Source organism: Shinella oryzae, assembly GCF_023038235.1.
Classification (GTDB): domain Bacteria; phylum Pseudomonadota; class Alphaproteobacteria; order Rhizobiales; family Rhizobiaceae; genus Shinella; species Shinella sumterensis.
This window is the reverse complement of sequence record NZ_CP081987.1, coordinates 3209879-3236740: the sequence shown is the minus strand read 5'-3', so window position 1 is coordinate 3236740 and position 26862 is coordinate 3209879. Positions and strand designations below refer to the sequence as shown.

The 26862-nt window shown below is 65.4% G+C and carries 30 protein-coding genes and 1 tRNA gene; 16 read left to right on the top strand and 15 right to left on the bottom strand.

The genetic code is table 11. The features are described 5' to 3' along the window. Positions 1-9: 9 nt before the first annotated feature. Together K6301_RS15730 and rnk are read right to left on the bottom strand one after the other, a co-directional pair. Complete coding sequence (locus tag K6301_RS15730) at positions 10-519, bottom strand: GreA/GreB family elongation factor (RefSeq protein WP_247218285.1); 510 nt, start codon at positions 517-519, stop codon at positions 10-12. 157 nt (positions 520-676) lie between these two features. Beyond that, on the bottom strand, positions 677-1099 hold the full coding sequence (rnk, locus tag K6301_RS15725; protein ID WP_247218283.1) for a nucleoside diphosphate kinase regulator: 423 nt from the start codon (positions 1097-1099) through the stop codon (positions 677-679). Positions 1100-1366: 267 nt separating this feature from the next. Between rnk and K6301_RS15720 the strand changes: the two genes are divergently transcribed. Together K6301_RS15720 and K6301_RS15715 are read left to right on the top strand one after the other, a co-directional pair. Continuing rightward, entirely contained in the window at positions 1367-1720 is a 354-nt protein-coding gene (locus tag K6301_RS15720) for a DUF488 domain-containing protein (RefSeq protein ID WP_247218281.1), read from the top strand. A 67-nt stretch (positions 1721-1787) separates the two neighbouring features. Then, the gene (locus K6301_RS15715) at positions 1788-2486 is read left to right on the top strand and encodes a 5-formyltetrahydrofolate cyclo-ligase (RefSeq protein WP_247218279.1); all 699 of its coding nucleotides are present in this window, start codon (positions 1788-1790) and stop codon (positions 2484-2486) included. On the opposite strand, the gene K6301_RS15710 is transcribed toward K6301_RS15715, so the two are convergent. Then, complete coding sequence (locus tag K6301_RS15710) at positions 2456-3721, bottom strand: CynX/NimT family MFS transporter (RefSeq protein WP_247218278.1); 1266 nt, start codon at positions 3719-3721, stop codon at positions 2456-2458. The genes K6301_RS15715 and K6301_RS15710 overlap by 31 nt on opposite strands. Continuing rightward, complete coding sequence (locus tag K6301_RS15705) at positions 3718-4386, bottom strand: FadR/GntR family transcriptional regulator (protein ID WP_247218276.1); 669 nt, start codon at positions 4384-4386, stop codon at positions 3718-3720. The genes K6301_RS15710 and K6301_RS15705 overlap by 4 nt, the downstream gene beginning before the upstream one ends. Before the next feature lie 341 nt (positions 4387-4727). On the opposite strand from K6301_RS15705, the gene K6301_RS15700 reads away from it, so the two are divergent. Then, complete coding sequence (locus K6301_RS15700; RefSeq protein WP_247218274.1) at positions 4728-5420, top strand: GntR family transcriptional regulator; 693 nt, start codon at positions 4728-4730, stop codon at positions 5418-5420. A gap of 116 nt (positions 5421-5536) precedes the next feature. Continuing rightward, positions 5537-6499 carry a dihydrodipicolinate synthase family protein gene (locus K6301_RS15695; RefSeq protein WP_247218272.1) on the top strand — a complete coding sequence of 321 codons (963 nt, stop codon included), beginning with the start codon at positions 5537-5539 and terminating at the stop codon, positions 6497-6499. A gap of 109 nt (positions 6500-6608) precedes the next feature. On the opposite strand, the gene K6301_RS15690 is transcribed toward K6301_RS15695, so the two are convergent. Then, the gene (locus K6301_RS15690) at positions 6609-7646 is read right to left on the bottom strand and encodes an Ldh family oxidoreductase (protein WP_247218270.1); all 1038 of its coding nucleotides are present in this window, start codon (positions 7644-7646) and stop codon (positions 6609-6611) included. A 142-nt stretch (positions 7647-7788) separates the two neighbouring features. On the opposite strand from K6301_RS15690, the gene K6301_RS15685 reads away from it, so the two are divergent. Further along, a complete protein-coding gene (locus tag K6301_RS15685) occupies positions 7789-9306 on the top strand; it encodes an aldehyde dehydrogenase (NADP(+)) (protein WP_247218269.1) in 1518 nt (505 codons plus the stop codon). 51 nt (positions 9307-9357) lie between these two features. On the opposite strand, the gene K6301_RS15680 is transcribed toward K6301_RS15685, so the two are convergent. Beyond that, positions 9358-10527 (bottom strand): nucleotide sugar dehydrogenase, encoded by a 1170-nt coding sequence (locus tag K6301_RS15680; protein WP_247218267.1) that lies wholly within the window; start codon positions 10525-10527, stop codon positions 9358-9360. Positions 10528-10704: 177 nt separating this feature from the next. Here K6301_RS15680 and K6301_RS15675 point away from each other — a divergent pair, with 177 nt between their 5' ends. Continuing rightward, positions 10705-10908, top strand: coding sequence for a CsbD family protein (locus K6301_RS15675; RefSeq protein WP_134650444.1), 204 nt, complete (start codon positions 10705-10707; stop codon positions 10906-10908). Positions 10909-11042: 134 nt separating this feature from the next. On the opposite strand, the gene K6301_RS15670 is transcribed toward K6301_RS15675, so the two are convergent. After that, positions 11043-11507 (bottom strand): DUF3597 domain-containing protein, encoded by a 465-nt coding sequence (locus tag K6301_RS15670; RefSeq protein WP_247218265.1) that lies wholly within the window; start codon positions 11505-11507, stop codon positions 11043-11045. A gap of 223 nt (positions 11508-11730) precedes the next feature. Here K6301_RS15670 and K6301_RS15665 point away from each other — a divergent pair, with 223 nt between their 5' ends. Further along, the gene (locus K6301_RS15665) at positions 11731-12633 is read left to right on the top strand and encodes a hypothetical protein (protein WP_247218263.1); all 903 of its coding nucleotides are present in this window, start codon (positions 11731-11733) and stop codon (positions 12631-12633) included. A 110-nt stretch (positions 12634-12743) separates the two neighbouring features. Here K6301_RS15665 and K6301_RS15660 read toward each other — a convergent pair. Beyond that, positions 12744-12833: transfer RNA gene (locus K6301_RS15660), tRNA-Ser, on the bottom strand. Between the two features lie 220 nt (positions 12834-13053). On the opposite strand from K6301_RS15660, the gene K6301_RS15655 reads away from it, so the two are divergent. From K6301_RS15655 to K6301_RS15645, 3 genes are all read left to right on the top strand, one after another. After that, positions 13054-13374 carry a hypothetical protein gene (locus K6301_RS15655; RefSeq protein ID WP_202402406.1) on the top strand — a complete coding sequence of 107 codons (321 nt, stop codon included), beginning with the start codon at positions 13054-13056 and terminating at the stop codon, positions 13372-13374. A 42-nt stretch (positions 13375-13416) separates the two neighbouring features. Further along, positions 13417-14067: a peptide-methionine (S)-S-oxide reductase MsrA gene (gene msrA, locus K6301_RS15650; RefSeq protein WP_247218260.1), complete on the top strand. Its 651-nt coding sequence runs from the start codon at positions 13417-13419 to the stop codon at positions 14065-14067. A 238-nt stretch (positions 14068-14305) separates the two neighbouring features. Then, the gene (locus K6301_RS15645; protein WP_247218258.1) at positions 14306-15298 is read left to right on the top strand and encodes a BMP family lipoprotein; all 993 of its coding nucleotides are present in this window, start codon (positions 14306-14308) and stop codon (positions 15296-15298) included. A 93-nt stretch (positions 15299-15391) separates the two neighbouring features. Here the strand turns inward: K6301_RS15645 and K6301_RS15640 are convergent, their stop codons facing one another. Next, positions 15392-15616 carry a SlyX family protein gene (locus tag K6301_RS15640; protein ID WP_247218256.1) on the bottom strand — a complete coding sequence of 75 codons (225 nt, stop codon included), beginning with the start codon at positions 15614-15616 and terminating at the stop codon, positions 15392-15394. Positions 15617-15774: 158 nt separating this feature from the next. Here K6301_RS15640 and K6301_RS15635 point away from each other — a divergent pair, with 158 nt between their 5' ends. The 6 genes from K6301_RS15635 to deoA are packed head-to-tail and all read left to right on the top strand — an operon-like array spanning position 15775 to position 21920. Next, complete coding sequence (locus tag K6301_RS15635) at positions 15775-17310, top strand: ABC transporter ATP-binding protein (protein ID WP_247218254.1); 1536 nt, start codon at positions 15775-15777, stop codon at positions 17308-17310. Beyond that, the gene (locus tag K6301_RS15630; RefSeq protein ID WP_134650451.1) at positions 17307-18440 is read left to right on the top strand and encodes an ABC transporter permease; all 1134 of its coding nucleotides are present in this window, start codon (positions 17307-17309) and stop codon (positions 18438-18440) included. Before K6301_RS15635 ends, K6301_RS15630 begins: the two co-directional genes overlap by 4 nt. A gap of 2 nt (positions 18441-18442) precedes the next feature. Continuing rightward, entirely contained in the window at positions 18443-19414 is a 972-nt protein-coding gene (locus K6301_RS15625; protein WP_247218252.1) for an ABC transporter permease, read from the top strand. Between the two features lies 1 nt (position 19415). Further along, complete coding sequence (locus tag K6301_RS15620; RefSeq protein ID WP_247218250.1) at positions 19416-19808, top strand: cytidine deaminase; 393 nt, start codon at positions 19416-19418, stop codon at positions 19806-19808. Next, positions 19805-20605, top strand: coding sequence for a purine-nucleoside phosphorylase (locus tag K6301_RS15615; protein ID WP_247218248.1), 801 nt, complete (start codon positions 19805-19807; stop codon positions 20603-20605). Before K6301_RS15620 ends, K6301_RS15615 begins: the two co-directional genes overlap by 4 nt. A 1-nt stretch (position 20606) precedes the next feature. Next, positions 20607-21920, top strand: a complete 1314-nt coding sequence (gene deoA, locus K6301_RS15610) for a thymidine phosphorylase (protein ID WP_247218246.1) — start codon at positions 20607-20609, stop codon at positions 21918-21920. Here the strand turns inward: deoA and K6301_RS15605 are convergent. From K6301_RS15605 to K6301_RS15580, 6 genes are all read right to left on the bottom strand, one after another. Further along, entirely contained in the window at positions 21910-22449 is a 540-nt protein-coding gene (locus tag K6301_RS15605) for a TIGR02281 family clan AA aspartic protease (RefSeq protein WP_247218244.1), read from the bottom strand. The two genes, deoA and K6301_RS15605, sit on opposite strands and share 11 nt — an antisense overlap. A 124-nt stretch (positions 22450-22573) precedes the next feature. After that, positions 22574-23203, bottom strand: coding sequence for a uracil phosphoribosyltransferase (gene upp, locus K6301_RS15600; RefSeq protein ID WP_241599432.1), 630 nt, complete (start codon positions 23201-23203; stop codon positions 22574-22576). Between the two features lie 103 nt (positions 23204-23306). Next, positions 23307-24263 (bottom strand): adenosine deaminase, encoded by a 957-nt coding sequence (locus tag K6301_RS15595; RefSeq protein ID WP_425475406.1) that lies wholly within the window; start codon positions 24261-24263, stop codon positions 23307-23309. Positions 24264-24271: 8 nt separating this feature from the next. Beyond that, entirely contained in the window at positions 24272-25501 is a 1230-nt protein-coding gene (locus K6301_RS15590) for a phosphopentomutase (RefSeq protein ID WP_247218240.1), read from the bottom strand. A gap of 87 nt (positions 25502-25588) precedes the next feature. Then, positions 25589-26194 carry a TadE/TadG family type IV pilus assembly protein gene (locus tag K6301_RS15585; RefSeq protein ID WP_247218238.1) on the bottom strand — a complete coding sequence of 202 codons (606 nt, stop codon included), beginning with the start codon at positions 26192-26194 and terminating at the stop codon, positions 25589-25591. After that, positions 26194-26781: a TadE/TadG family type IV pilus assembly protein gene (locus K6301_RS15580; RefSeq protein ID WP_247218236.1), complete on the bottom strand. Its 588-nt coding sequence runs from the start codon at positions 26779-26781 to the stop codon at positions 26194-26196. Before K6301_RS15580 ends, K6301_RS15585 begins: the two co-directional genes overlap by 1 nt. Positions 26782-26862 lie beyond the last annotated feature (81 nt).

Genomic DNA, 26862 nt, shown 5'->3' with positions numbered 1-26862 from the left:
GCTTCGCCTTCAGGCAGCCGACGGCCCGGGACCTTCTCCCGGGCCGTTTTCGTTGGCCGACAGGAAACTGCGTTCTTCCAGCCCGCCAGCGATGAGGCGGAAGGCCGGCCTTTGCTCCGGTGCGGCGTCATCCATCGACGGCTGGAAATGCACGCGGTCCAGCACGAGCCAGTCGCGCCGGCCCTCCGGCCGGGCGAAGGCGATGCTTTCACCTTCGCGAAGCCCCAGCAGCGCAAGGCCGTAGAAGGTGGTGATGGGCAGGAAGGCGCCGCCGGGCACATAAGTGGCGGGAAGGCAGAGCGTGCGGGTATCGGCAAGCCCGCTTGCGCAACGGAAGGTCACGCGCGCATCGATCATCGCAAGCCCGGAGGGCACGGTGCCACATTCCGGCAGGCGGGCGCTGGCAAGCTTGCGGTCGAGCAGCGCCTGCCATTCCCGTGTCAGCGGCGGGCGGCCGCGCGCCATCTTTTCCAGCACATAGGCGTCGCGCGCCACAAGCATTCCCGGTTCGCGTTTCATCGTGTTCTCCATCCGCCCGGAAGGCGGGTTCCAGATATCCATGGTGGAGAGCCCCCTGGCCGCGCACGGCACAGGGGGTCACGATCCTGCGACGAGGCAGCCTCCGATGCGCCCGGATGCGGGAAAAGACAGGAATTTCATGGCCTTCTTCGCGATGCTAAGACGCGTGCGCATCCGGCACGCCGTCATGCACGGCGATGACCGAGAGGCGGCGCGGCTTGCCGTCGCGCGCGGCCCATTCGATGGCGTGGCCGGCCGACATGCCGATGAGCGCGGCACCGACCGATGTCAGCACCGAGATGCGCTTGCGGGCGATATCGGCATCCTTGGGGAAGACGAGCTCGGCCGTCTGCGGCGGCTCGTCGTCGATCTGGAATTCGACGACGGAGCCCATGCGCACGATGCCGGGCGCCATGCGCGCATCGTCGATGACCTTGGCGCGGTCGAGCTCGGTCGCCAGCTGCTCGGCCGAATGCGGATCGCGCTCGGCCAGCATGTCGGCGAGATTGGATAGGCGCGCGTGTTCGGAACGCGCGATGGTGATGGCGGGCAGGCGGGTGCCCTTGGTCTTTGCGGTCATGGAAACCTCACGACACGGTGCTTCGCGGCCCATCGGGCACACGGAAATCTGAAAAACAGGGGAATGATGTCGCGCTTTACCGGTGCGGTGTCTGGACATTCACAGAACCGCAATGCCCCGCGGCCGGGGCGCGACGCGACCGAGCCGAGGGGCTAGTGTCCTGCGAGAGGAAACAATCGTTTCAGGAACCGGGCAATGGAAGGCGTCGTCATCATGCCCATATGATGGGGTGAGCAGGGGCGCAAAGTCAAGTCGAAGGAGGAGGCAATGCCGATCGCAATCAAGCGCGTTTACGACCCGCCGGCCGCGGACGACGGGGAACGCATCCTTGTCGACCGACTCTGGCCGCGTGGCATATCAAAAGAGAAGGCCGCCTTTGCGCTATGGATGAAGGATGTGGCGCCGACGACGGAGCTGCGCCAATGGTTTGACCATCGGCCGGAACGGTGGGAAGGCTTCAAGGCGCGCTATCTGGCTGAACTTGCGGGCAATCCGGCCTTCGATGACCTGCGCGCCCGCGCAGCAGCCGGACCCGTGACGCTGCTATACGGCTCCCGCAACCGGGACTTCAATCACGCCGGCGTGCTTGCAGCATTTCTCGACGCGCAACCACCGGACTGAACTCGTTCGCCCAGCCGGCGAAAGCACGCGATCCTCGCCTGACGGCACTCTTGCAAGGGCCAACATCATGGATGACGACGACAAGCCCACTTCCCTCGCCTCGCCGGCCTGTTTCCTGCACGAGGTCGACCCCGACTATGCCGGCCTGCCCGACCCGGCCGCGCCGCGCGACTGGCCGCAGGTCAACCGCTGGCGCAAGGCCGAGCGGGACCGGCTGATCGCCGCGCGCCTTGCCGTGCCGGCCGAGACACGGGCCGCGTTCGCTGCCTCGATCGCCGAACAGGTGCTGGCGGAGATCGGTGCGGCCGCAGGGCTGGTGATCAGCGGTTACTGGCCGTTTCGCGGCGAACCGGACCTGCGCCCGCTCCTGCAAAGCCTTGCCGGTTCGGGCGCGCGAACCGCGCTGCCCGTGGTGATCGCCAAGGGTCGGCCGCTGGAATTTCGTGCCTGGCAGCAGGGCGATCCGCTCGAGCGGGGCGTGTGGAACATCCCGATCCCCGCCGCGCGTGGACCCGTCATTCCCGATATCGTGCTCGCGCCCGTCGTCGGTTATGACCCGGCCTGCTACCGGCTGGGCTATGGCGGCGGCTTCTTCGACAGGACGCTCGCCGCCCTGCCGCGCAGACCGCGCGTCATCGGCGTCGGCTACAGCGGCGCGCAATGCGCGACGATCCATCCGCAGTCGCACGATATTGCGATGGACGTGATCGTGACGGAAAACGGGGTCGTGCGGCCCTATGCCTCCACCACCCGCGCCTTGACGTAAAGGGCGCGCCCGGCAAACCAGCCATTGACGGCCGCGCCCAGGCCCAGCAGCACGAAGAGCACAGCGCTCCAGGCAAAGCTGCCCGTCCAGCCGCGAATGAGGCCGACGAGGAGCGGGCCGATGGCCGCGAGCAGATAGCCGACGCATTGCGCCATGCCGGACAGATGCGCGGCGACGATGGGTTCGGGCGAGCGCAGCACGATGACGGTGAGCGCCACCGCGATCAGCCCGCCCTGCCCGATGCCCTGCAGCGCCGCCCAGAACCAGACGGACCACAGCGGCGCGAAAAGCAGGCCGATCAGCGCGACGACGGCGACGGCACACAGCGCGACATTGATCAGCCGCTGGTCGCGGCCGCGCACCGCCAGATGCGGCGCCACGAGGCAGGCGACGGCCTGCACCATGACGGAGACCGAGACGACGGCACCGGCCGTCACGCCATCGAGGCCGCGTTCGCGCAGAATCGGCACCAGCCAGCCGAAGACGCAATAGGCGAGTGCGGATTGCAGGCCCATGAACAGCGTGACGTGCCAGGCGAGACGGTCGCGCCACAGGCCTTCGACACGCACGGCCGCGCGGCGGACCTGGCCGCCGCTCATCACCACCTGCGGCAGCCAGAGCAGGCTGACGACGAGGGCCGGCAGCGCCCAGACCGCCAGAGCGGCGGGAAGCGAGCCGCCGAGCGCATGTTCGATGGGCAGCGTCAGCCCGGCGGCGCCGGCCGCACCGGCGCACATGGTCATGGTGTAGAGGCCCGTCATCAGCGCGGCCTTGTCGGGAAAATCGCGCTTGACCAGGCCGGGCAGCAGCACATTGCCGACCGCGATGCAGGCGCCGGCAAGTGCGGTGCCGATAAAGAGCAGCGGAATGGAGGAGAGGCCGCGCATGGCCGTGCCGAGCGCCAGCAGCACGACCACGCCCAGCAGCGTGCGCTCCGTGCCGATGCGCTGCGCAAGACGCGGCGCGAGCGGCGAGAAGAGGCCGAGGCAGACGACGGGCAGCGTCGTCAGCAGGCTGGCCCCGGTGGCCGACAGGCCGAGCACCTCGCGGATTTCCGGCAGGAGCGCCGAAGCGCTGGAAAACAGCGGCCGCAGGTTGAAGGCGATGAGCATGAGGCTCAGGCCGAGCAGGAAGCGCGCCAGCCCGCTTTTCGGCCGGTGCGCGACCGGCGGCGGCACGCTTCCTTCCTCGGCTTCTATCAGTTCGATGGAACCGGGATCGGGGCGCGCGGTCATGACAGCAGCAGCCGGTCGAGGGCGGAAAGCACGGGCGCGGTCAGCGCGCGCACGGCAGCGTCCGCCGCATCAGGGCTGCCGGTCGCAATGGCATCGATGATCGCCATATGGGCTGCCGCATAAGGCTCCGGCAGGTCCGCGCCGAGCGTCGCCGCGATGGTTTCGGCAATCAGCGTGGCGAAGAAATCGTACATGCCGATCAGCACGCCATTGCGCGAGGCCGCGACGACGGCGCGATGGAAGGCGAGGTCGCGCGCGATGAAATCGGCGCCACCAGACGGGCCGCGGGCGGCCAGCAGCACCCGCAGGTTTGCGATATCGGCGGCATCGTGCCTGATCGCGGCCAGGCGAGCCGCCTCCGTATCGAGCGCAAGCCGCGTCTCGAACTGGTCGCGCAGGCCGGCGCGCCGCGCCATGACCAGCGGGCCGGCGGCATCGGCGACGGACAGGACATAGGTGCCCGAGCCCTGCCGCGTTTCGAGATAGCCCTGCGAGACCAGAACACGCACCGCCTCGCGCACCGTGCCGCGGCTGACGGACAGCATGGCGCACAACGTCGCCTCGTTGGGAAGCTTTTCGCCGACCGCCCAGCGACGGGAAAGGATTTCGGCGCGGATCGCCTGCACGGCGGTTTCCGCGAGGGACGTTTTGCTGATCGTCTGCATCATCAACTCATAAAATCATCAGACGACTTTTCGTAGATGGTTTCGATGGTCATGCCAAGTGGCTCTCTTACCGGACATGTTTATGCACGCGACATCCTCCAGCGGCAGCCTGTCGGGCGACATCGCATTGCACCGCCGCTACGAACTGGCGAACCGAATGCGGCTGCGCCGCACTATCCATATGCCTATGCCGAACCGCAATGACGACAGTGCGAGTGCCGTGCCGCGTCTGTCGCGGTCGGCGCTCTCATGGTCGCCGGGGGCAAAGAGGGCGCGATGCTGGCGATTGATGGCGTCGTCCAGGCGCTGTATTTGTCTTGTCGACAACAGGATATTCCCCGATGAGCGACACCCTTTCTGAACGCAAGCGCGGCTCCGGCGCCAGGATGGTCTATGATCTCCTGCGCGATGAAATTCTCGACCTGAAGCTCGCACCGGGCAGCCCGATCGACGAGGTGCAGCTTGCCGAGCGCTTCGGCATGTCGCGCACGCCGATCCGCGAGGCGCTGGTGCGGCTTTCCGGTGAGGGGCTGATCGAGACGCTGCCGAACCGCTCGACCATGGTATCGGCCATCGACTTCCTGAATCTCAGCCCGCTCTTCGACGCGCTGGTGCTGATGTACCGCGTGACGACGCGGCTTGCCGCGCAGAACCACCGCGCGGAGGATCTTCCGGCCCTTCACCGCCTGCATGCCGATTATGCCGCCACTGTCACCGCGCGCGACACGTCCGCGATGATCGCGACCAATGCGGCCTTCCACGCCGCCATCGCGGAGGCGGGCCGCAACCCCTATTTCACTGGCCTGTTCAGCCGCCTGCTCGATGAGTCCCGGCGCATGCTGCACCTCTATTACCGCTCCTACGAGGAGCAGTTCCCGCAACGCTTCGTCGATGAGCACGCCGCCATCATCGCCGCCATCGAGGCGCGTGACCTGGACGCGGCCGACGGGCTGGGCAAGAGCCACGCCGAGGCGATCGTCGCGCAGGTGCAGGCGCTGTTCAGCCGCAACGACAGGCTCGACATCGCGCTTTAGGCGCGCTCGAATCTTTTCTGTCGACAAATAGAATACAAACTGATATATCACGCCGCAGAACGATGATCGGTGGCGTGGACGCGGCCGACATTCCCAAAGCCCCAGAGGAGAACGACATGAAGGCGCAGATTTTTTCCGGCGTGATCCCCGCCCTGATGACGCCCTGCAAGGACGACCGCACGCCGGACTTCGACGCGCTGGTGTGCAAGGGCAAGGAGCTGATCGGCAAGGGTATGTCGGCCGTGGTCTATTGCGGCTCGATGGGTGACTGGCCGCTGCTCACCGACGCCCAGCGCATGGAAGGCGTGGAGCGCCTGGTGAAGGCCGGCATCCCCGTCATCGTCGGCACGGGCGCCGTCAACACCGCCTCGGCCGTGGCGCATGCCGCCCATGCGCAGAAGGTCGGCGCACAGGGCCTGATGGTCATCCCCCGCGTGCTGTCGCGCGGTTCCGTCATCGCCGCGCAGAAGAACCACTTCAAGGCCATCCTGAGTGCCGCGCCGGATCTGCCCGCTGTCATCTACAACAGCCCGTATTACGGCTTTGCCACCCGCGCCGACCTGTTTTTCGCCCTGCGCGAGGAACACAAGAACCTCGTGGGCTTCAAGGAATTCGGAGGCGCGGCCGACATGCGCTATGCGGCCGAGACGATCACCAGCCGTGATGACGACGTGTCGCTGATGATCGGCGTCGATACCTGCGTGTTCCACGGCTTCGTCAATTGCGGCGCCGTCGGCGCGATCACCGGCATCGGCTGCGTGCTGCCCAAGGAAGTGCTGCACCTGTGCAGCCTCGCCCAGGGCGCGGCCAAGGGCGACCCGGACGCGCGCCAGCGTGCGCTGGAGCTGGAATCGGCGCTTGCCGTCCTCTCCTCCTTCGACGAAGGCCCCGACCTCGTGCTCTATTTCAAGCACATGATGGTGCTGAAGGGCGACGCCGAGTACACGCTGCACTTCAACGAGACCGACGCGCTCTCGGAAAGCCAGCGCGGCTATGTCGAAAGCCAGCTGAAATTGTTCGACACCTGGTATGCCGCCTGGAGCCAGCTGCCGGGCGCCGTGCAGAGCTACAAGGTCTGAGACGCGGACCGCATGACCGAAAAGCCCTCCGCGTGGAGGGCTTTTCTTTGTCGGCAATCCCACCTTGGCGTTCCGTTATCCTTCGCCGGGTAACGAAATCGCGGTTTCATCACGCGACGGCGTCCAGTCCCTTGTCCAGCAGACGGTCGAGCTGGTCGATTTCGGCGGCGGTGAGCTTGATGCCATCCGTTTCGGAGGCCTTCCGGGCGGCGAAACGGCGTTGCGACGGCAGGCGGGCGCCACCACCGACAATTGCTTCGAAGAGCTGTTCGGCGCGGGCGAAGGGATCGCCGGGCCGGCCCTTGGCGAAGGCTTCCGGCGACATGGCGATGATGAGCTCGCCGTGAAAGGGCGCGAGCGTCGTCGTGCCGAGATAATCGAGCACTTCCGGGCTGGTGAGGTCCCCGATCATGATGGCGCCGAGAAGCTCGATCATCGTGCCGATGGCCGAACCCTTGTGGCCGCCGAAGGGCAGCATGGCGCCCGCGAGCGCGGCTTCGGGATCGGTCGTCGGATTGCCGTCGGCATCGATCGCCCAGCCTTCGGGCAGCTTTTTGCCGGCGCGCCGGTGCAGCTCGATCTCGCCGCGGGCGGCCACCGATGTCGCGAAGTCGAAGACATAGGGCGGCGCTTCCTTGCGCGGCCAGCCGAAGGCGAAGGGATTGGTGCCGAGCAGCGGCCTGGTGCCACCCGTCGGTGCGACCGTGGCATAGCTCGGGCACATGACGAGCGCGGCAAGCCCCTCCTTGGTCACGGCCTCGACCTCGGGCCAGAGTGCGGAGAAATGCGTGCAGTCGTTGATGACAAGTGCGGCGATGCCGAGCGCGCGGGTGCGCTCGGCAAGCACCGGCAGGCCCAGTTCGAAGGCGGTGTTGGCGAAGCCGCCATCGGCATTGACCTTCACGATGGCCGACCCCTCGTTGGCATCGAGGACCGGCACGGCATCCGGCTTGACCTTGCCGGCCTTGACGGTGCGCAGCGCGCCTTCGATGCGGTAGATGCCGTGCGACTTGCAGGCATCACGTTCGCCGGCCACGATGACACGGGAAAGTGCGCCCGCCTGCCGCTCGTTGAGGCCCGCGCGGCGGAAGATGGCTTCCACGCGGGCATGCAGGGCGGCGATCGTCAGGTGGGTGTCTTGTGTCATCATCATCTCTTCAAGGCTGGCTATTACGACGGGTAAGCGATTGAACATTTGTACCCACAGCGTATAGAACCCCCCGACAAGTTCAATTCGCCCCGCGCGGTTTTGCGACGGCTATCCCCTTCCCGTGAGAAAGGTACCCAAAATGGCTTTCACTCCCAACGGCAAACACCTCGTGGCCGGACAATGGCTCGACGGCAACGGCACCTTCGCCTCCACACCGGCGCATGGCCCCTCCTACGATTTCGCCGTGGGCACGGTCGAGCTGGTGAACCGCGCCGCCGAGGCCGCCGAAGAGGCCTTCCTCAGCTACGGCTATTCCTCGCGTGCCACGCGCGCCGCCTTCCTGCGCGCCATCGCCGACGAGATCGAGGCCCGCGCGGATGCCATCACCGAGATCGGCACGCAGGAAACCGGCCTGCCGGTGGCGCGCCTGCAGGGTGAACGTGGCCGCACGACCGGCCAGCTGCGGCTCTTTGCCGATCATATCGAGAAGGGCGATTATCTCGACCGCCGCTTCGACGCCGCCCTGCCCGATCGCCAGCCGGCGCCGCGCCCCGAGATTCGCCTGATCCAGCGGCCGATCGGCCCGGTGGCGGTGTTCGGCGCCTCGAACTTCCCGCTCGCCTTCTCCACCGCCGGCGGCGACACCGCGGCCGCGCTGGCCGCCGGTTGCCCCGTCGTGGTCAAGGGGCATTCGGCCCATCCCGGCACCGGCGAGATCGTCGCGGAAGCCGTGCTGGCCGCCATCGAGAAGACCGGCGTTCATCCGGGCGTCTTCTCGCTGATCCAGGGCGGCAACCGCCAGGTCGGCGAGGCCGTGGTACAGCACCCGCTCATCAAGGCCGTCGGCTTTACCGGCTCGCTTGCCGGCGGCCGTGCGCTGTTCAACCTGTGCGCCGCCCGCCCCGAGCCGATCCCGTTCTTCGGTGAGCTCGGCTCCGTCAACCCGATGTTCCTGCTGCCCGAGGCGCTCAAGGCGCGGGCGGAAGGGCTCGGCCAGGGCTGGGCGGGCTCGCTCACCATGGGTGCGGGCCAATTCTGCACCAATCCGGGCATCGCCGTCGTCGCCGACGGCGCCGATGCCGACCGCTTCACGGCGGCCGCCGTGGAGGCCCTCTCGAAGGTCGGCGCGCAGACCATGCTGACGGACGGCATCGCCAAAGCCTATCACGACGGCCAGGCGCGTTTCGAAAGCCGCAACACGGTGAAGCCGCTGCTGACCACCGAATCCACCGGCCGTGAGGCGCTGCCGAACCTGTTCGAAATCTCCGGCGAGCATTTCCTGGCCGACCATGCGCTTTCCGAAGAGGTGTTCGGCCCGCTCGGTCTCGTCGTGCGCGTCGGCTCGGTCGACGAGATGGAGACGCTGGCGCGCAAGTTCGAAGGCCAGCTGACGGCGACCATCCAGATGGATGCCGGCGATCTCGACGATGCCAGGCGCCTGCGCCCGATCCTCGAGCGCAAGGCCGGCCGCGTGCTGGTCAACGGCTTCCCGACCGGCGTCGAGGTGGTGGATTCCATGGTGCATGGCGGGCCATATCCGGCATCGACCAATTTCGGCGCGACCAGCGTCGGCACGATGTCGATCCGCCGCTTCCTGCGCCCGGTCTCCTACCAGAACATGCCCGAAGGCCTGCTGCCGGAAGACTTCGCCGGCTAATGGAATGACGACAGGACGCACGGGTCCTCGCGGCCCGTGCGTTACGGCCGGTCAATCGCGGCCGAAGACGTCGCGGGTGTAGACCTTGCCCGCGACATCGCCGAGATCGTCGGCGTGGCGGTTGGCGATGATGATATCGGCGCGCTGCTTGAAGGCCTCCAGGTCACGCACGATCTCGTGGCGAAAGACCGTTTCGCCTGGAAAATCCGGTTCATAGACGATCACGGGAATGCCGCGCGCCGCGAGGCGCTGCATGATGCCCTGGACCGAGGATTCGCGGAAATTGTCCGATCCCGTCTTCATCGCCAGCCGGTAGACGCCGACCACACCGGGGTCGCGGGCGGCGATGTCGTCGGCGAGGAAATCCTTGCGCGTCGCATTGGCATCCACGATGGCGCGGATCAGGTTCTGCGGCACATTGCTGAAGTTGGAAAGCAGCTGGCGCGTATCCTTGGGCAGGCAGTAACCGCCATAGCCGAAGGAGGGATTGTTGTAGTGCTGGCCGATGCGCGGATCGAGCCCGACGCCCTCGATGATCGCGCGCGTATCGATGCCATGCGTCATGGCGTAGGAATCGAGCTCGTTGAAATAGGCCACGCGCATGGCGAGGTAGGTGTTGGCGAAAAGCTTGATCGCCTCGGCCTCGCCCGGGCCGGTAAACAGCACCGGGACATCCTCCCGCACGGCGCCCTGCCGCAGCAGCCCGGCAAACCGGTGCGCCTCCGGCGTATCGGCGCCCACGACGATGCGCGAGGGATGCAGGTTGTCGTAGAGCGCCCTGCCCTCGCGCAGGAATTCCGGTGAAAACAGGATTTTCTCGTCGCCGCGGGCCGCGCGCAGCCACTGTGTATAGCCGACGGGAATGGTCGACTTGATGACGATGGTGGCCTGCGTGTTCACCTGTCGGATATCCTCGATGACGGCCTCGACACTCGTCGTATCGAAATAGTTATAGTCGGGGTCGTAATTGGTGGGCGTTGCGACGACGACGAAATCCGCCTCGGCAAACGCATTCGTCTTGTCCGTGGTGGCGCGCAGGTGGAGCGGTTTCGTCCGCAGGTAATTCTCGATTTCGGCGTCCGCCACCGGCGAGATACCGGCATTCACGCTGTCGACCCGCTCGCCGGTAATGTCATAGGCGACCACGCCATTGTGCTGCGCCAGCAGCACGGCGTTGGAAAGACCGACATAACCGATGCCGGCGACCGCAATATTGACCATGGGCTATCCCGTCGGCGCGACCGTTGAGCAGGCACGCCACCCGAAAAGCGGCGCGTCTGCCATAGCGGGATATAGACGGCGATGATTACAGCCAGATGGCAGATCGCCTCGACACGATGGATCAAAATCGCTTTTCGCGCATTTCCCTCCCATCACGATCCTAAAAGGGAGAGAAAAATGGACTGGAATCGCGTCGAAGGTAACTGGAAGCAGGTCAAGGGCAAGATCAAGGAACAGTGGGGCAAGCTCACCGACGACGATCTTGACGTCATCGATGGCAAGCGCGACCAGCTCGAAGGCAAGATCCAGGAGCGTTACGGCTACGCCAAGGATCAGACCAAGAAGGACATCGACGACTGGTACGGCCGCCAGACCTGGTAATCCCGCTCCGATCATGTTCAGCACATTTGACCGCTCACCCCAAGGGGTGAGCGGTTTTTTGCTGTCGGCGGAGCGGACATCGTTTTGTCCAACACCACCCGCCCGACCGGGCGGATGGCAGGTGCATACGCGTCTCAGTCGAGCAGTTCGGCGGGCACCTTGCCGCCGTTGTCGGCGAGCGCCTTCAACAGCGCCTTGTGGAGCCACATGTTCATTGCGGCCGAGTCGCCCTTGTCGCCGGTGTAGCCGAGTTCATCGGCGAGTTCCTTGCGCTCGGCAAGGCTCGCGTCCATGCCGAGCGCCTTCATCAGATCGACGATCGAGTGGCGCCAATCCAGCTTCTGGCCGTTCTTGGCGACCGCGTCATCGAGAATGGCGGCCACGTCGACATTGCCCGTCTGCACCGATTGCGGCGTCGCAGCAGGCGTGCCCCCAAGCGTGCCGGTGGCATCGTCCTTCAAAGAAGGCGTGGCCGAAACATCCGCGGTCGCCGGTGCCACGCCGGCGCCTCCGATCGTCGTCGTCGATGCGGTTTCGACTGCGGCCGGCTGTGCCGCCTTGCCGAAAAGCTTTTCCTTGATGGAGCTGAAAATTCCCATGGCGGTTCCTTCCGTCTTCGACCTCCTCACGAGGTGTCTGGAAGAAGTATAGCGGCTGTACGTGACGACAAGGCGTCACGTCGCAGGATTTCAGGAGTGGTTTGCGATCAGTCCGCTTTTGAGCGATCATCGGCAGTAAGCAGGCAATGCGTCTGTGCGGAGAACAAATGAACGTTTCATCGCCTTATGCTGCGATTCATCGTGCGCTCGGGACGCCCGCTCCTTGAAGCATCTTCAACGCCCGTCAGAGCGCCAGGTCGAGCAATCCCTCTATCGCTTCGATCGCAATCCCCCTGCCGCCGATCGCTGCCTCTCGCACCTCTATGCGGTTTTCTCCCGGTACCGTCCGAATTGGGGCTGGTGCCGCCAATGTTTTACGCCCGAGGAGGAGGCGCGAACGCGAAATGCGGGCGATCCGCGTCGCGCCACCCTCGAAAGCTTCGCGCAGATCTATTTCGAACATCCGAACTGCTCCGGTGGCCGCGACACGTTCCTGCATTGGCTGCCCCGCGGTCTGGAACTGACATTCCTGAACGCCGAGCAGGATTACCTTCCGATGGAAGGTGCCATGCGACTGGGGCTCTGGCGCTGGCCGAAGGAGGAACAGGATGGCCTGCGCGCCCTGTTCTGCAGCGTCGCGTCGAACTGGTTTGATGGCGGCGATCCCGTGCCATTCGAACCTGTGATGCGCAAGTCGGGCCGGGACATGGACAGCTTTGTGTCCGCACGCATCGTCGAAGCGCTCCTGATGCTCAGGGTCGACCCTTTCGATCTGTTTTCCTGGTTGGCACGAGCGAACTCGACCCGCGCGCGGGCCGTCCTGGTCGATCTCACGATCCACGGGCATCTCGTTGATGAGGCCGCCTACTACGTTCTGGAGGATGCCAACGACGAACCTTTGCTGCGCAACGGTATCCGCGCCTTGGACCGGCTCGCACTGGACGCTCTTGCGCGGGTCATGACCGAAGACCGGCTGATGCGCCTGTGGGCTTGGGCCGACCGGGAAGACCGGGCACTGGCCCGCAAGGTCGAGGATACGGAACCGTTGCGGATGCAACGTGCCTTTCGCTTGACGGCGACGGAACGCCGGAGGGATCGCGCCATCGTCCGGGCCGCTCTCGCCTGAACGAGCCACCCATCCCGCCGGACCTGGAGAGGCGCGCACGACGCAGCTCGCTTCGCACCCGGTCAGCGGGGGCGGCTACGATCGCAGTAAAGAGGGCTATGGACGGGAAATGGCGGACAGAGAGGGATTCGAACCCTCGATAGAGTTTCCCCTATACACGCGTTCCAGGCGTGCGCCTTCAACCACTCGGCCACCTGTCCGTCCGCTCGTCGCCGACGGTCAGTCCGGCGCGGGTCGCTTCGGCCTTTTCAAGCTCTGCGAGACGGCGCGATATATACCGAGGTTTGACGAGGGATCAACCGCTTTCTGACAGATTTTTGAAGGTTCTTCGCCAAAGCCCGAGGGATTGCGCAGGGCCCGTCGCCTTCTTATCTATGGAAGCCGGAGAAGCGGTGCGCAAACCGTGCGCGGAGAAGGTCGATGATACGGTTCATCCTGAAGGCGATCAGCCTGTTTGCCCTCGTGGTTGCCGTCATGGCGGGCACGATCGATGCGATCCAGTCCGTGTCGGCTTCCGAACCCGTGCTGACGCCGCTCGCCGTTGCCTGGAGCACCGCGAGCCCCGATACGATCGCCCTTGTCGCCGATGGCATCATGCGCCATCTCCATCCCTATGTCTGGGATCCGGCGGCGATGTGGGTGCTGTCGCAGCCGGCCTTTGCCGTGCTGCTGGCCGTATCGCTGTTCTTCTGGATCATCGCCTACAGGCGGCCGCCGATTGCCGGCCGCTTCACCGCCTGACACCAACCGCCGCGACGAAAGCGGCCCGGCCAGGAGGCCACCATGTTCAATATCAACATGTTCAGCAAGAAGACCGTCATGCCCGCGCCGGAGGCAGCCCTGCCCGGCCGCGAGAACGCCATTCCCACAGCCGCGACCCATTTCGTCAACGGACGGCCGCTCAAGGGGCCCTATCCCGCGGGCTACAAGACCGTGCTGCTCGGCATGGGCTGCTTCTGGGGCGCGGAGCGCCTGCTCTGGCAGATCCCCGGCGTGTGGGTGACCGCCGTCGGCTATGCCGGCGGTTTCACGCCCAACCCGACCTATCGCGAGACCACGACGGGCCTGACCGGGCACACGGAAGTGGTGCTCGTCGTCTATGATCCTGCCGAAGTCTCGCTCCAGACCCTGCTGAAGGCGTTCTTCGAGGCGCATGATCCCACCCAGGGCATGCGCCAGGGCAACGATGTCGGCACGACCTACCGCTCGGCGATCTATCTCGACGACGAGGCGGATCTCGCCATCGCGCGCCAGGCCCGCGACGCCTACCAGAAGGCGCTCGACGCCGCCGGGCGGCGGGACGGCATCACGACCGAGATCGCCAAGGCGGGCCCGCTCTACTTCGCGGAGGAGGAGCACCAGCAGTATCTCGCCAAGAATCCGGGCGGTTACTGCGGCCTGCGCGGCACCGGGGTGGCCTGCGCCATCGGCTGAGAGCCGCCAGGCAGGACCTCTACGCAGGCCCTCTGCACGCCGCCGCCAACGGGTCGAAACGCCTGTTGGCGGCGGACGATATTTTTACCAACTGAAAAATTTCTGGTGAATTTTTCCAAACGCCGTGCAAGGATGCCGCCAGCCTGACCCAAGGGAAAGGGTCGGTGACTTCGGTGCGCGCTGCGTGAGGCGCAGCCCGGAAGATCCCTATAAGATCAATAGCGAACAGGGCTGCACAATGAAAAAAACCCTTCTCACCCTTCTTGCCACGGCTGCCATGTCGGCGAGCGCGTTTGCCGCAGACATCAAGCCCGCGATCATCTACGATCTCGGCGGCAAGTTCGACAAATCCTTCAACGAAGCAGCCTATAACGGCGCGGAAAAGTTCAAAACCGAGACCGGCATCGAATACCGCGAATTCGAAATCGCCAACGACGCCCAGCGCGAGCAGGCGCTGCGCCGCTTCGCCGGCGACGGCAACAATCCGATCGTGATGGCCGGTTTCTCCTGGGCCGCGCAGCTTGAGAAGGTCGCAGCCGAGTACCCCGACACGAAGTTCGCCATCATCGACATGGTCGTCGACAAGCCGAACGTGCGCTCCGTCGTCTTCAAGGAAGAGGAAGGCTCGTGGCTCGCCGGCATCATGGCGGGCATGGCCTCCAAGTCGAAGACCGTCTCCTTCGTCGGCGGCATGGACATTCCGCTGATCCACAAGTTCGCCTGCGGCTATATCGGCGGCGCCAAGTCGCTCGGCGCCGACTACAACGTGCTCGAAGCCTATACCGGCACGACGCCGGACGCCTGGAACGACCCGGTCAAGGGCGGTGAAATCGCCAAGTCGCAGTTCGACCAGGGCTCCGACGTGGTCTACCACGCCGCCGGCGGCACGGGCGTGGGCGTCCTGCAGGCTGCAGCCGACGCCGGCAAGCTCGGCATCGGCGTGGATTCCAACCAGAACGGCCTGCATCCGGGCAAGGTGCTGACCTCGATGGTCAAGCGCGTGGATGTCGCCGTCTACGACGCCTTCATGTCGGCCAAGGACGACAAGTTCCAGCCCGGCATCAACGTGCTCGGCCTCAAGGAGAACGGCGTCGACGTGGCCCTGGACGACAACAACGCCTCGCTCGTCACCCCGGAAATGAAGGCCGCCATCGACAAGGCGCGCGCCGACATCATCGCCGGCACGGTGAAGGTCCACGACTACATGTCGGACGAGACCTGCCCCTACTAAGGGTAACGGACGGCCCGTTTGCGCCAAACAGACGGGCCGATTCCGTTTCCGGGCATGACCCTTCTCGCGAAAACCGCCTGCGGCGCTGACCGCTCAGTAATGGGGCGGGCGGGTGATGGCCGGGGCCTCGCGCGACCCTTCCTCCAGCATGAGAAATCGCTCCGTCAGGCGGTCGAGCTTCGTCCGGATCTGCTCGACCACACGCCATTGCTCGGCGAGCTGGTCGGAGAGTTCCTCGATCGTATGGGCCTGGTGGGCGACATGCTCTTCCAGGCGGGCGATGCGTGCATCGGCGGTGTCGTCGGAAAGACCGGTCATGGCTGTCCTCTCGGCTTCATGCGGCAGGCACGAGCTATAGCGGGCAGGCCACCGCGCCGCAATCGCACTGGACAAGCGCTGCGGAAGCAACAAGACTGCGACACGGCAGGCCGAACAACGGCCCGCCGGCCTGAAATCCCCGTCAGAGTGGATCGTCAATGAGCGAACTGGCAATCGAACTGAAGGGCATCGACAAGAGCTTCGGCCCCGTCCATGCCAACCGGAACATCAACCTGAAGGTCCGCAAAGGCACCATTCACGGGATCATCGGTGAAAACGGCGCCGGCAAATCCACCCTCATGTCGATCCTTTACGGCTTCTACCAGGCCGACCGCGGCGACATCGTCGTCGACGGCAAGACGATCAAGATCCGTGACCCCAATGCGGCGATCGCCGCCGGCATCGGCATGGTGCACCAGCATTTCATGCTGGTGGAGAACTTCACGGTGCTGGAAAACATCATGCTCGGCGCCGAGGAAAGCCAGATCCTCAATGCCGGCATCACCAAGGCGCGCGCCGAGCTGAAGCGGCTGGAAAAAGAATATGCGCTGGAGGTCGATCCCGACGCGGTGATCGAGGAACTGCCCGTCGGCATCCAGCAGCGCGTGGAGATCCTGAAGGCGCTCTACCGCAAGGCCGATATCCTCATCCTGGACGAGCCGACCGGCGTGCTGACGCCGGCCGAGGCCGATCATCTGTTCCGTATCCTCGGCCAGCTGAAGGACGAGGGAAAGACCGTCCTGCTCATCACCCACAAGCTGCGCGAGATCATGGCGATCACCGACGAGGTGTCCGTCATGCGCCGCGGCGAGATGGTGGCGACGCGCACGACGAAGGAGACCTCCGTGGAAGAATTGGCCGAGCTGATGGTCGGCCGCCGGGTTCTGCTGCGCGTCGAGAAGGGCGAGGCCAAGCCTGCCGACGTCAAGCTTTCGGTGAAGAACCTGACGGTGCGCGACAGCCGCGGCGTGACGATGGTGGACGACGTGTCCTTCGACATCCGCGCGGGCGAGATCGTCGGCATCGCGGGTGTGGCCGGCAACGGCCAGTCCGAACTGTTGGAGGCGATTTCCGGCATCCGCCGCGCGAAGTCGGGCACGGTGCTGCTGAACGGCAGGGAAATCGACGTGACGGGCAATGCCGACCCGGCGGACCTGCGCCGGCGCGGTCTGACCCATGTGCCGGAGGACCGCCATCATGTCGGGCTCGTGCTGAAATTCGAGGAAAGCGAGAACGCCATTCTCGGCTATCATGACGATGCGAAATACCGCAGGGGCATGCTGCTCGATGTCGACGCCATCCGCGCCGATGCCGAAGCGAAGATCGCCGCCTACGATATCCGCCCGCCGAACCCGCGGCTCAAGACCGCCAACTTCTCCGGCGGCAACCAGCAGAAGATCGTGCTGGCGCGCGAGATGGAGCGCAATCCCGATGTGTTGATCATCGGCCAGCCGACGCGCGGCGTGGATGTCGGCGCCATCGAATTCATTCACAAGCGCATCATCGAGATGCGCGACCAGGGCAAGGCCGTGCTGCTCGTCTCCGTCGAACTGGACGAGATCCGCGCGCTGTCGGACCGCATCCTCGTGATGTTTGCCGGCCGGGTGGTGGGCGAGCGCACGCCCGATGCGACCGAGGGTGAACTCGGCCTGCTGATGGCCGGTGTGGAAGGCCGCAAGGAGGCCGCGGAATGAGTGTTCCCTATGCGAAGCTGCCCGGTTGGGCCGAATATGGCCTGATCCCGCTGGTGAACCTCGCCGTCGCCTTCCTGATTTCCGGCCTCGTCGTGCTGATCGTCGGCGAAAGCCCGCTGGAGGCCGCCTATCACATGGTGAACGGCGCCTTCGGCCGCGGCGAATATATCGGTTTCACGCTCTACTACACGACGACCTTCATCTTCACCGGCCTTGCCGTCGCGGTCGCCTTCCACTGCGGGCTGTTCAATATCGGGGGCGAAGGCCAGGCCTATATCGGCGGCATCGGCGTGGTGCTGGCGTGCCTCGCCTTCGACCGCACGCTGCCCTGGTATCTCGTTTTCCCGATCGCCATTGTCGGCGCCGCCTTCTTCGGAGCTCTCTGGGCGATGATCCCGGGCTGGCTGCAGGCCAAGCGCGGCAGCCATATCGTCATCACCACCATCATGTTCAACTTCATCGCCGCGAGCCTGATGAACTACCTGCTCAACCGGGTGTTCAAGCCGATGGGCTCGATGTCGCTGGAGACCCGCACCTTCGATGCCGGCGGACAGCTGCCGAAGCTCGACTGGCTGATGTCGATCTTCGGGCTTTCGGTCGGCTCCGCGCCGTTCAACATCTCCTTCCTGCTTGCCCTTCTCGCCGCCTTCGGCGTGTGGGTGCTGATCTGGCGCACGCGGCTCGGCTACGAGATGCGCACGATGGGCCACAGCCCCGCCGCGGCCCGCTATGCCGGCATCAAGGAGGCGAAGATCATCGTCATCGCCATGATGATCTCGGGCGGCCTTGCCGGCATGATGGCGCTGAACCCGATCATGGGCGAGCAGTTCCGCATGCAGCTGGATTTCGTGCAGGGCGCGGGCTTCGTCGGCATCGCGGTGGCGCTGATGGGCCGCTCGCATCCGGCCGGCATCATTCCCGCAGCCCTGCTGTTCGGCATGCTCTATCAGGGCGGGGCGGAAATCTCCTTCGAGATGCCGTCGATCTCGCGCGACATGATCGTCATCATCCAGGGCCTGGTGATCCTGTTTGCCGGCGCGCTGGAGCATATGTTCCGCCCGGCTATCACCCGCGTCATCCTCGGCCTGTCGCCGAAGACGCGCGACGCCGCCGTGACGAAGGGAGCCTGATCATGGATGTCTTTCAGGTCTTCATCGAACTGGCGCAATCCACCGTGCGCCTCTCCACGCCGCTGATCCTCGCCGCACTCGCCGGCCTCTTCACCGAGCGTGCCGGCATCTTCGACATCGGGCTCGAGGGCAAGATGCTGGGTGCGGCCTTTGCCGCCGGCTGCGTCGCCTATATCAGCCAGTCGGTCTATATGGGCCTGCTTGCCGCCGTGCTCGTCTCGGTTCTGCTCTCGCTGGTGCACGGCTATGCCTCCATCACCCAGCGCGGCAGCCAGATCGTCTCCGGCGTCGCCATCAACTTCGTCGTGGCCGGCTCCACCGTCATCCTCGGTGAGGCATGGTTCAGGCAGGGCGGGCGCACGCCTGCCCTTTCGGCGGACGGCCGCTTCGGCACGGTCACCCTGCCCTTCGCCGATGCCGTGCGCGACGTGCCGATCCTGGGGCCGCTTTATTCCGGCCTGCTCTCCGGCCACTCGCCGCTCACCTATCTCGCCTTCCTGATGGTGCCGGCCAGCTGGTGGATCCTCTACCGCACGCGTTTCGGCCTGCGGCTGCGCGCCGTGGGCGAAAATCCGGGTGCCGTCGATACGGCCGGCATTTCGGTGATCTGGCTGCGCTACCGCGCCGTCATCTGCTGCGGCATCCTGTGCGGTATCGCCGGCGCCTATCTGTCGCTTGCCGCCGGTGCGGGCTTCACCAAGGGCATGACGGCCGGCAAGGGCTATATCGCGCTGGCCGCGCTGATCTTTGCCAAGTGGCGGCCGAAGAACATCCTTTTCGCCTGCCTGCTCTTCGGCTTCCTTGATGCCTTCGCGATCCGCTACCAGGGCTATGCCTTCCCGCTGATCGGCAAGGTGCCGGTACAGCTGATGCAGGCCCTGCCCTATATCCTCACCGTGATCCTGCTTGCAGGCTTCATCGGCAAGGCCATTCCGCCGAAGGCCGGCGGCGTGCCCTATGTGAAGGAGCGCTAGAATGTCCCATGACCTGTTCGAGGCAGCGCGCGCGGCGATGGCCTTCGCGCATGCCCCCTATTCCAAGTTTCCCGTCGGCGCGGCGATCCGCGCCGAGGACGGACGGATCTATGCCGGCGCCAATATCGAGAACCTGTCCTTCCCGCAGGGCTGGTGCGCCGAACCCACCGCCATCAGCCAGATGATCATGGGCGGCGCGAAGAAGATCGTGGAGATGGCTGTGATCGCCGAAAAGCTGCCGCTCTGCCCGCCCTGCGGCGGCTGCCGGCAGAAGATCGCGGAATTCGCCAGCGCGACGACGCCAATCTATCTGTGCGACGAGACCGGCGTGAAGAAGACCATGACCATGGAAGAACTCCTGCCGCACGGCTTCAACACGGACGTGATCGGATGAGCGGCGCGGCGACAGACCTTCTGCTTGCCCGCCTCGGCGGCGTCGCACCGCGCACCGGCATCGTTCTCGGCTCGGGCCTCGGTTCGCTGGTGGATGCCGTAGAGAACGCCATCCGCATTCCCTATGCGGACCTGCCGAGCTTCCCGGTCAGCGCCGTATCCGGCCATGCCGGCGAGATGGTCATCGGTTCTCTCGGCGCCGTGCCCGTCATCATGCTGTCCGGCCGCGTGCACTATTACGAGCGCGGCGATGCCAATGCCATGCGCGCGCCGATCGAGGTGCTGAAGGGGCTCGGCGTCACCGAGCTCATTCTCACCAACGCGGCCGGATCGCTGCGCGAGGACATGCCGCCCGGCTCCGTGATGCGGATTTCCGACCACATCAACTTCTCGGGCACCAACCCTCTCATCGGCCTCGACGGCGACGACAGCTTCGTCGGCATGACCAATGCCTATGACGCCGGCCTCGCCGCCCGCATGGAGGCGGCCGCGCAGACGCTCGATATCCCGCTTTCGAGCGGCGTCTATATGTGGTTCTCCGGCCCGAGCTTCGAGACGCCGGCCGAAATCCGCATGGCGCGCGTGCTGGGCGCGGATGCCGTGGGCATGTCGACCGTGCCGGAAGTGCTGATCGCCCGCCATCTCGGCCTGAAGGTCGCCGCCGCCTCCGTCATCACCAATTTCGGGGCCGGCATGACGGGCAACGAGCTCAGCCATCACGAGACCAAGGACATGGCCCCCGTCGGCGGCAAGCGGCTTGCCGCCATCCTCGCCGAAATGATCGCCGGCGGCGGCTGAGATGCTGCCGCAGGAGACGATCCGCCGCAAGCGCAACGGTGACGCGCTCTCTCAAGAGGAGATCGCCGCCTTCATCGCCGGCGTGACGGATGGCAGCGTCTCCGAGGGGCAGGTCGCGGCGCTCGCCATGGCGGTCTGGTTCAACGGCATGACGCGCGACGAGACGGTCGCGCTGACGCTCGCCATGCGCGATTCGGGCGATGTGCTCGACTGGCCCGGCATCGGCCGGCCGATCGCCGACAAGCATTCGACGGGCGGCGTCGGCGACAATGTCTCGCTGATGCTGGCGCCGATTGCCGCCGCCTGCGGGCTTGCCGTGCCGATGATCTCCGGGCGCGGGCTCGGCCATACCGGCGGCACGCTCGACAAGCTGGAATCGATCCCGGGCTATACGATCATGCCCTCGGCGGAGCGCTTTCGCCGCACGGTGGCGGATGTCGGTTGCGCGATCATCGGCCAGACCGGCGACCTCGCACCCGCCGATAAGCGCGTCTATGCCATCCGCGACGTGACGGCGACGGTCGATTCCGTACCGCTCATCACCGCCTCCATCCTGTCCAAGAAGCTGGCGGCGGGGCTCCAGTCCCTCGTGCTCGACGTGAAGGTCGGCAACGGGGCCTTCATGACTGTTACCGCCGAGGCGGAAAGCCTGGCGCGCTCGCTGGTCGAGGTGGCGAACGGCGCCGGCGTGCGCACCACCGCGCTCATCACCGACATGAACCAGCCGCTGGCGGACGCCGCCGGCAACGCGCTGGAAATCGCCAGCTGCATCGCCTTCCTGAAGGGCGAAAAGGCCGGCACACGGCTCGAGCGCATCGTGCTGGCCTTCGCAGCGGAGATGCTGGTTTCAGCGGGTCTGGAAACGGATGTCGATGCCGCGAGCGCCAAGGCGGCCGGCGTGCTGGCGAGCAGTGCGGCGGCCGAGACCTTCGCCCGCATGGTGCACGCGCTCGGCGGACCCGCCGATCTCCTGGACAGGGCGGACCGGTATCTCGGGGCGGCGCCCGTCACCCGGACGGTGACGGCGCCGCAGGCCGGCTATCTCGCCAGCTGCGACACGCGCGGCGTCGGCCTTGCCGTCATCGCGCTCGGCGGGGGGCGCAGCCGGCCGGATGACGCCATCGATCACCGCGTGGGCTTCGACGGCCTGCTGCCGCTTGGCACGAAAGTGGAGAAGGGCGACACGATCGGTCGCGTTCACGCGGTAAATGATGCGGATGCGGACCGGGCGGCCGAACGGCTGACGGCGCTATACGCGATCAGCCCGGAGGCGCCGGCCCCGGCAGCCGAGATCCTGTCGCGCATCAGCGGGTAAGGTGCAGCTTGCCGCCTTCGACCTTGTAGGACGAGAGGCCCTTGAGGAAGCTCATGCCGATCAGCGTGCCGGACAGTGCCTTGTCGTCGAGCACCATGGCGCCGACATTGTCCATGCGGACCGGGCCGATCTCGATCTTGTCGAGACGGATATAGGCGGCGCGCGCCTTGCCGTTGGCGGTATCCACGGCATAGCGGAAATCGAGATCGGCCCTGTCGATGCCGAGGCGCTGGGCGGTCGAGACATTGATGGCCACCATGCTGGCGCCGGTATCGATCATGCCCTGTTCCTTGCGGCCATTGATGGCGAAGAGGCCGGTGAAATGCCCGCCAGCGTCCGCATCGATCGTGGCGCTGCGGTTGCCGGTATAGCGCGCGGCATCCTGCCCCGGCTGCACGGACGCCGTCTCCACCCTGGCTTCAGCGGTCGGGCTCTGTTTTTCGCCGACATAACGGCTGGCAAGGTCTGGCACGAAGGCCGCGGCGGCAAGAACGCCGCCGACGAGAAGGACGAGGCTTCGAACGAACATGGCCGGTCTCCGGAACAATCTGTCCCGAACTAGCACAGCACCGGCTAACGGACGGCAAAAAGGGGCGCCGGATGGCGCCCCTCTCCACGATCTTCGCTCGACTTGGTAAAGCGGCGGTTAACGGCTACTTCGTGCCATACATGCGGTCGCCGGCATCGCCGAGGCCGGGCACGATGTAACCCTTCTCGTTGAGCTGGCGGTCGATGGACGCCGTATAGACCGGCACGTCGGGGTGATGCGCCCGGAAGCTTTTGATGCCCTCGGGCGCTGCCAGCAGGCAGAGGAAGCGGATATTCGTCGCGCCGCGGCTCTTCAGCGTATCGATGGCGGCGATTGCCGAATTGCCGGTCGCCAGCATCGGGTCGACGACGATGACGAGGCGTTCGTCGATGCTGTCGGGGGCCTTGAAGAAATATTCGACCGCCTCCAGCGTCTCGTGATCGCGGTAGACGCCGATATGGGAGACGCGGGCCGACGGCACCAGCTCCAGCATGCCTTCGAGCAGGCCGTTGCCGGCGCGCAGGATGGACGCGAAGACGAGCTTCTTGCCTTCCAGCACCGGCGCATCGATCTCTTCGAGCGGCGTCTTGATGCGGGCGGTCGTCAGCTCCAGGTCGCGCGTGACCTCATAGCAAAGCAGCGTGGAGATTTCGCGCAGCAGACGGCGGAAACTGCCCGTCGACGTCTCCTCCTTGCGCATGATGGTCAGCTTGTGCTGCACGAGCGGGTGATCGATGACTGTGACGCCGTCCATGGCCAACCTTCCGATAATATCTGAACGCTTCTTTTTCCACGGAACGGCGCGGGGCCGCAAGTGAAGAGAGCGGGCGGCCGGCACCATCCCCAGCCCGCTTGCTTCAAAGCGCCGCCAGAAGCCTCTGCCGCGTCGGCGCGTCGACAAAGGCCGCCTCGATCGCCGTGCGCGTCATGCCGCGGATGTCGGCGTCGCTGAAGCCCATCACGGCAGAGGCCACCTCGTATTCGCGCGCCAGCGACGTGTGGAAGAAGGGCGGATCGTCGGAGTTGAGCGTGACCCGCACGCCGGCCGCGTGCAGTACGCGCAGCGGATGGCTTTCGAAATCCGGGAAAACGCCGAGCGCCACATTGGAGCCCGGGCAGACTTCCAGCACCACGCCCTCGTCGGCCAGCCGGCGCACGAGACCGACATCCTCGATGGCGCGCACGCCGTGGCTGATGCGCGACGGGCGCACATGATCGAGCGCATCGCGCACGCTGAAGGCGCCGGAGAGTTCGCCGGCATGGATCGTGATGCCGAGGCCCGCATCACGGGCGATATCGAAGGCGCGAACAAAATCCGCCACGCGGTGCATGCGCTCCTCGCCGGCGAGGTTGAAGCCCGTTATCAACGGATGGGGACGGCGCGCGGCATATTCCGCAGCCTTCACCACGCGCTCCGGCCCGAAATGCCTGATGCCGACGATGATGAACCGCGTCTCGATGCCGGTTTTCGCTTTTGCCCGCTCGGCACCCTCGGCAAGTCCGGCGATATAGGCGTCCGCGCCGATCCCGACCGCGTCGCCCTGGTCGGGCGAGACGATCAGTTCACTGTAGATGGCGCCGGCCTGCGCGATCTCCGTCAGGTAGGTTTCGGCAAGCAGCGCATAATCCTGCTCCGTGCGGAAGAGGTTGGCGGTCGCGTCGTAGCTTTGCACGAAGCTCGTGAAATCCTGCCAGGCGTAGGCGCCGTCGCGGATGAAGGCGGACGTATCGATGCCGTAGCGCGCGGCCTGCGACAGCGCGAGCGCCGGCGGCGTGGCGCCTTCGATATGGCAGTGCAGTTCCGCCTTGGGCATGGATGTCGTCACAGGAAACTCCGTCCATGCTTGCCGGGCGCAATGCCGAGATGGCGGGCAACGCTTTCGCCGATATCGGCGAAAGTGGACCGGGTCTCGATCAGCCGGGAACGGATGCCGGGCCCGAAGCTCAGGATCGGCACGCGCTCGCGCGTGTGGTCGGTGCCGCGCCAGGTGGGGTCGCAGCCGTGATCGGCCGTCAGGATGACGAGATCGCCCGGCTTCAGCTTGCGATCCACCTCCGGCAGGCGGCGATCGAAGGCCTCCAGCGCCGCCGCATAGCCGGCGACGTCACGGCGATGGCCATAGAGCATGTCGAAATCGACGAAGTTGGTGAAGACGAGATCGCCGTCCTTCGCTTCGTCCATCACGCGCAGCGTCGCGTCGAGCAGCGCCATGTTGCCATCGGCCTTGGTCAGCGTGCCGATGCCCTTATGGGCGAAGATATCGCCGATCTTGCCGACGGCGTGCACCGTGCGGCCGGCCTCCGTCAGCCTGTCGAGCAGGGTCAGTTCCGGCGGCGGCACGGAATAATCGCGACGGTTTCCGGTGCGCCTGAACGTCTCCGGGCTTTCGCCGACGAAGGGACGCGCAATGACCCGACCGATACGTCCGCCCGGCCGCTCGTCGAGGATCGTCCGCACGGTTTCGCAGAAGGCGAGCAGGCGTTCCAACCCGAAGGTCCGCTCGTGCGCGGCGACCTGGAAGACGGAATCCGTGGAGGTGTAGCAGATGGGCTTGCCGGTGCGCATGTGCTCGAGCCCGTCGCGGGCGATGATATCCGTGCCCGATGCGTGGCAATTGCCGAGGATGCCGGGCACCTTCCCCGCCACGCGGATGGCCGCGACCAGGTCCGGTTCGAACGCCTCGCCTTCGGCGGGAAAATAGCCCCAGTCGAAGGTCACGGGCGTGCCGGCGATTTCCCAGTGGCCCGACGGCGTGTCCTTGCCGCTCGAGACCTCGCTGGCGGCGCCGTGATAACCGAAGACGCGTTGCGGCACCTCCATGCCGATCGGAAAACGACCCGTCGCCGCGCGCGCGGCATGCAGCAGACCGAGCGCCGACATGTTGGGAAGCTTCAGCGGACCCTGCCGCAGCCCCTGCCGGTCGGCGGCGCCGGCGGCGCAGAATTCCGCGATATGGCCCAGCGTATCGGCACCGAGATCACCGAACGCGGCCGCATCCGGGCCGCCGCCGATGCCGAAGGAATCGAGAACAAAGAGAAAGGCTCTTGCCATGGTCACCCGCCATCCGTCCGCATTCGGGTGACATGACACGGCGATGACAACAGGTTCAAGCGAAATCCGCGCGGTAAACGGATGTCGTCAGCAATCGGAGCAGGTGATGATCGTCTCGCCCGTACGCTTGCGGAAGTAGCTCGTCTTGCCGAGCGTGATGTTGTTGATATGCGAGCTCAGTCCGGGCGCCATCAGCAGGATCTTGTGCGGCACGGTATATTCCGTGCGAACGATGAAGGCATCCTTTACCGCCACATCCGGCGGCAAAATGACCGTGCTCCCCTTGGTATAGGGCGTTCCGCCATCCTGATCGCGCGACCACGCCACCTTGGCGCTGCCGGCGGCATCGATGGCGATACCCGTGATCATCAGGGTATAACCATCCTGCTTGAACGGCGTGATGACGTTGCTGGTAACATCCTTCATGCTGGCGAGCACCGCCGCCGTCGTGCTCTCGTTGCGGGTCAGGAGATCCGACACGGTGCTGGAGGCACGGCTGACCTTACGCGCCATGGAGATGGCGACGGAAATCTCGAAGGCACCGATATAGGTGATGATCAGCATCGGCGCGACGATCGCGAATTCGATGGCGCCGACGCCCCGGCGATCGGCAATGAAGCGGCGCAGGCGCAAAAGGAGGCCCTTCGCTGGCCGGACATCGTCCTTGCAGGCTCGTGACACATCCCCGGCCATTACGGATAATCCTCGTTCTGGACGACAGCCGTCGCGATCATGAGATAGTTCTGCGAGCCCTTCGCCGACTTGACGTTCGAGAGCAGCGGACGCACGAGATCGGTGATGACGTCCCACCGGTAATAAGCGCGCACGATGTTGATCGACTTCTTGCCGCCCGGCGCGAACGTGAAGGATTTCGTATCGAGGTCGGAATCGACAAGAGGAACAGCCTGCGGGATATCCGTGAATTTATCGAAACCGCGGACATCGATCAGCAGTTTGTCGGGCGTATCGATTTCCTTGGCCGAGCAGGGCATGAGGATGCTGATTTCTTCGCAGAAGAGCTTTCGAAAGTCCCTTACGGGGTAATCGGATTTGATCTCGCCGGTGCGAATCTTGCGCGCCATGTTTTCGGTCGCATTGGCAAGAAGCTGTTCGCCGGTGAACGCCACGAAGGTTTCGAGCGACGCGAAGATCATGACGAAGAACGGAATGGCGAGAATGGCGAACTCGATTGCCGTCGCGCCGTCACGGCGACGATAGAAGCGCTTCAACAGCCCCTTCACAGGCTGTCGGCGGCTGGACACATCCTGATCGAGCGACATTGCGATCCGTTCCCAAATCCCAGATCATGCCAGGATAGAAGGCCGACCGTTTATTTTTCGTGTGTGCGGCGGCGAAGACTT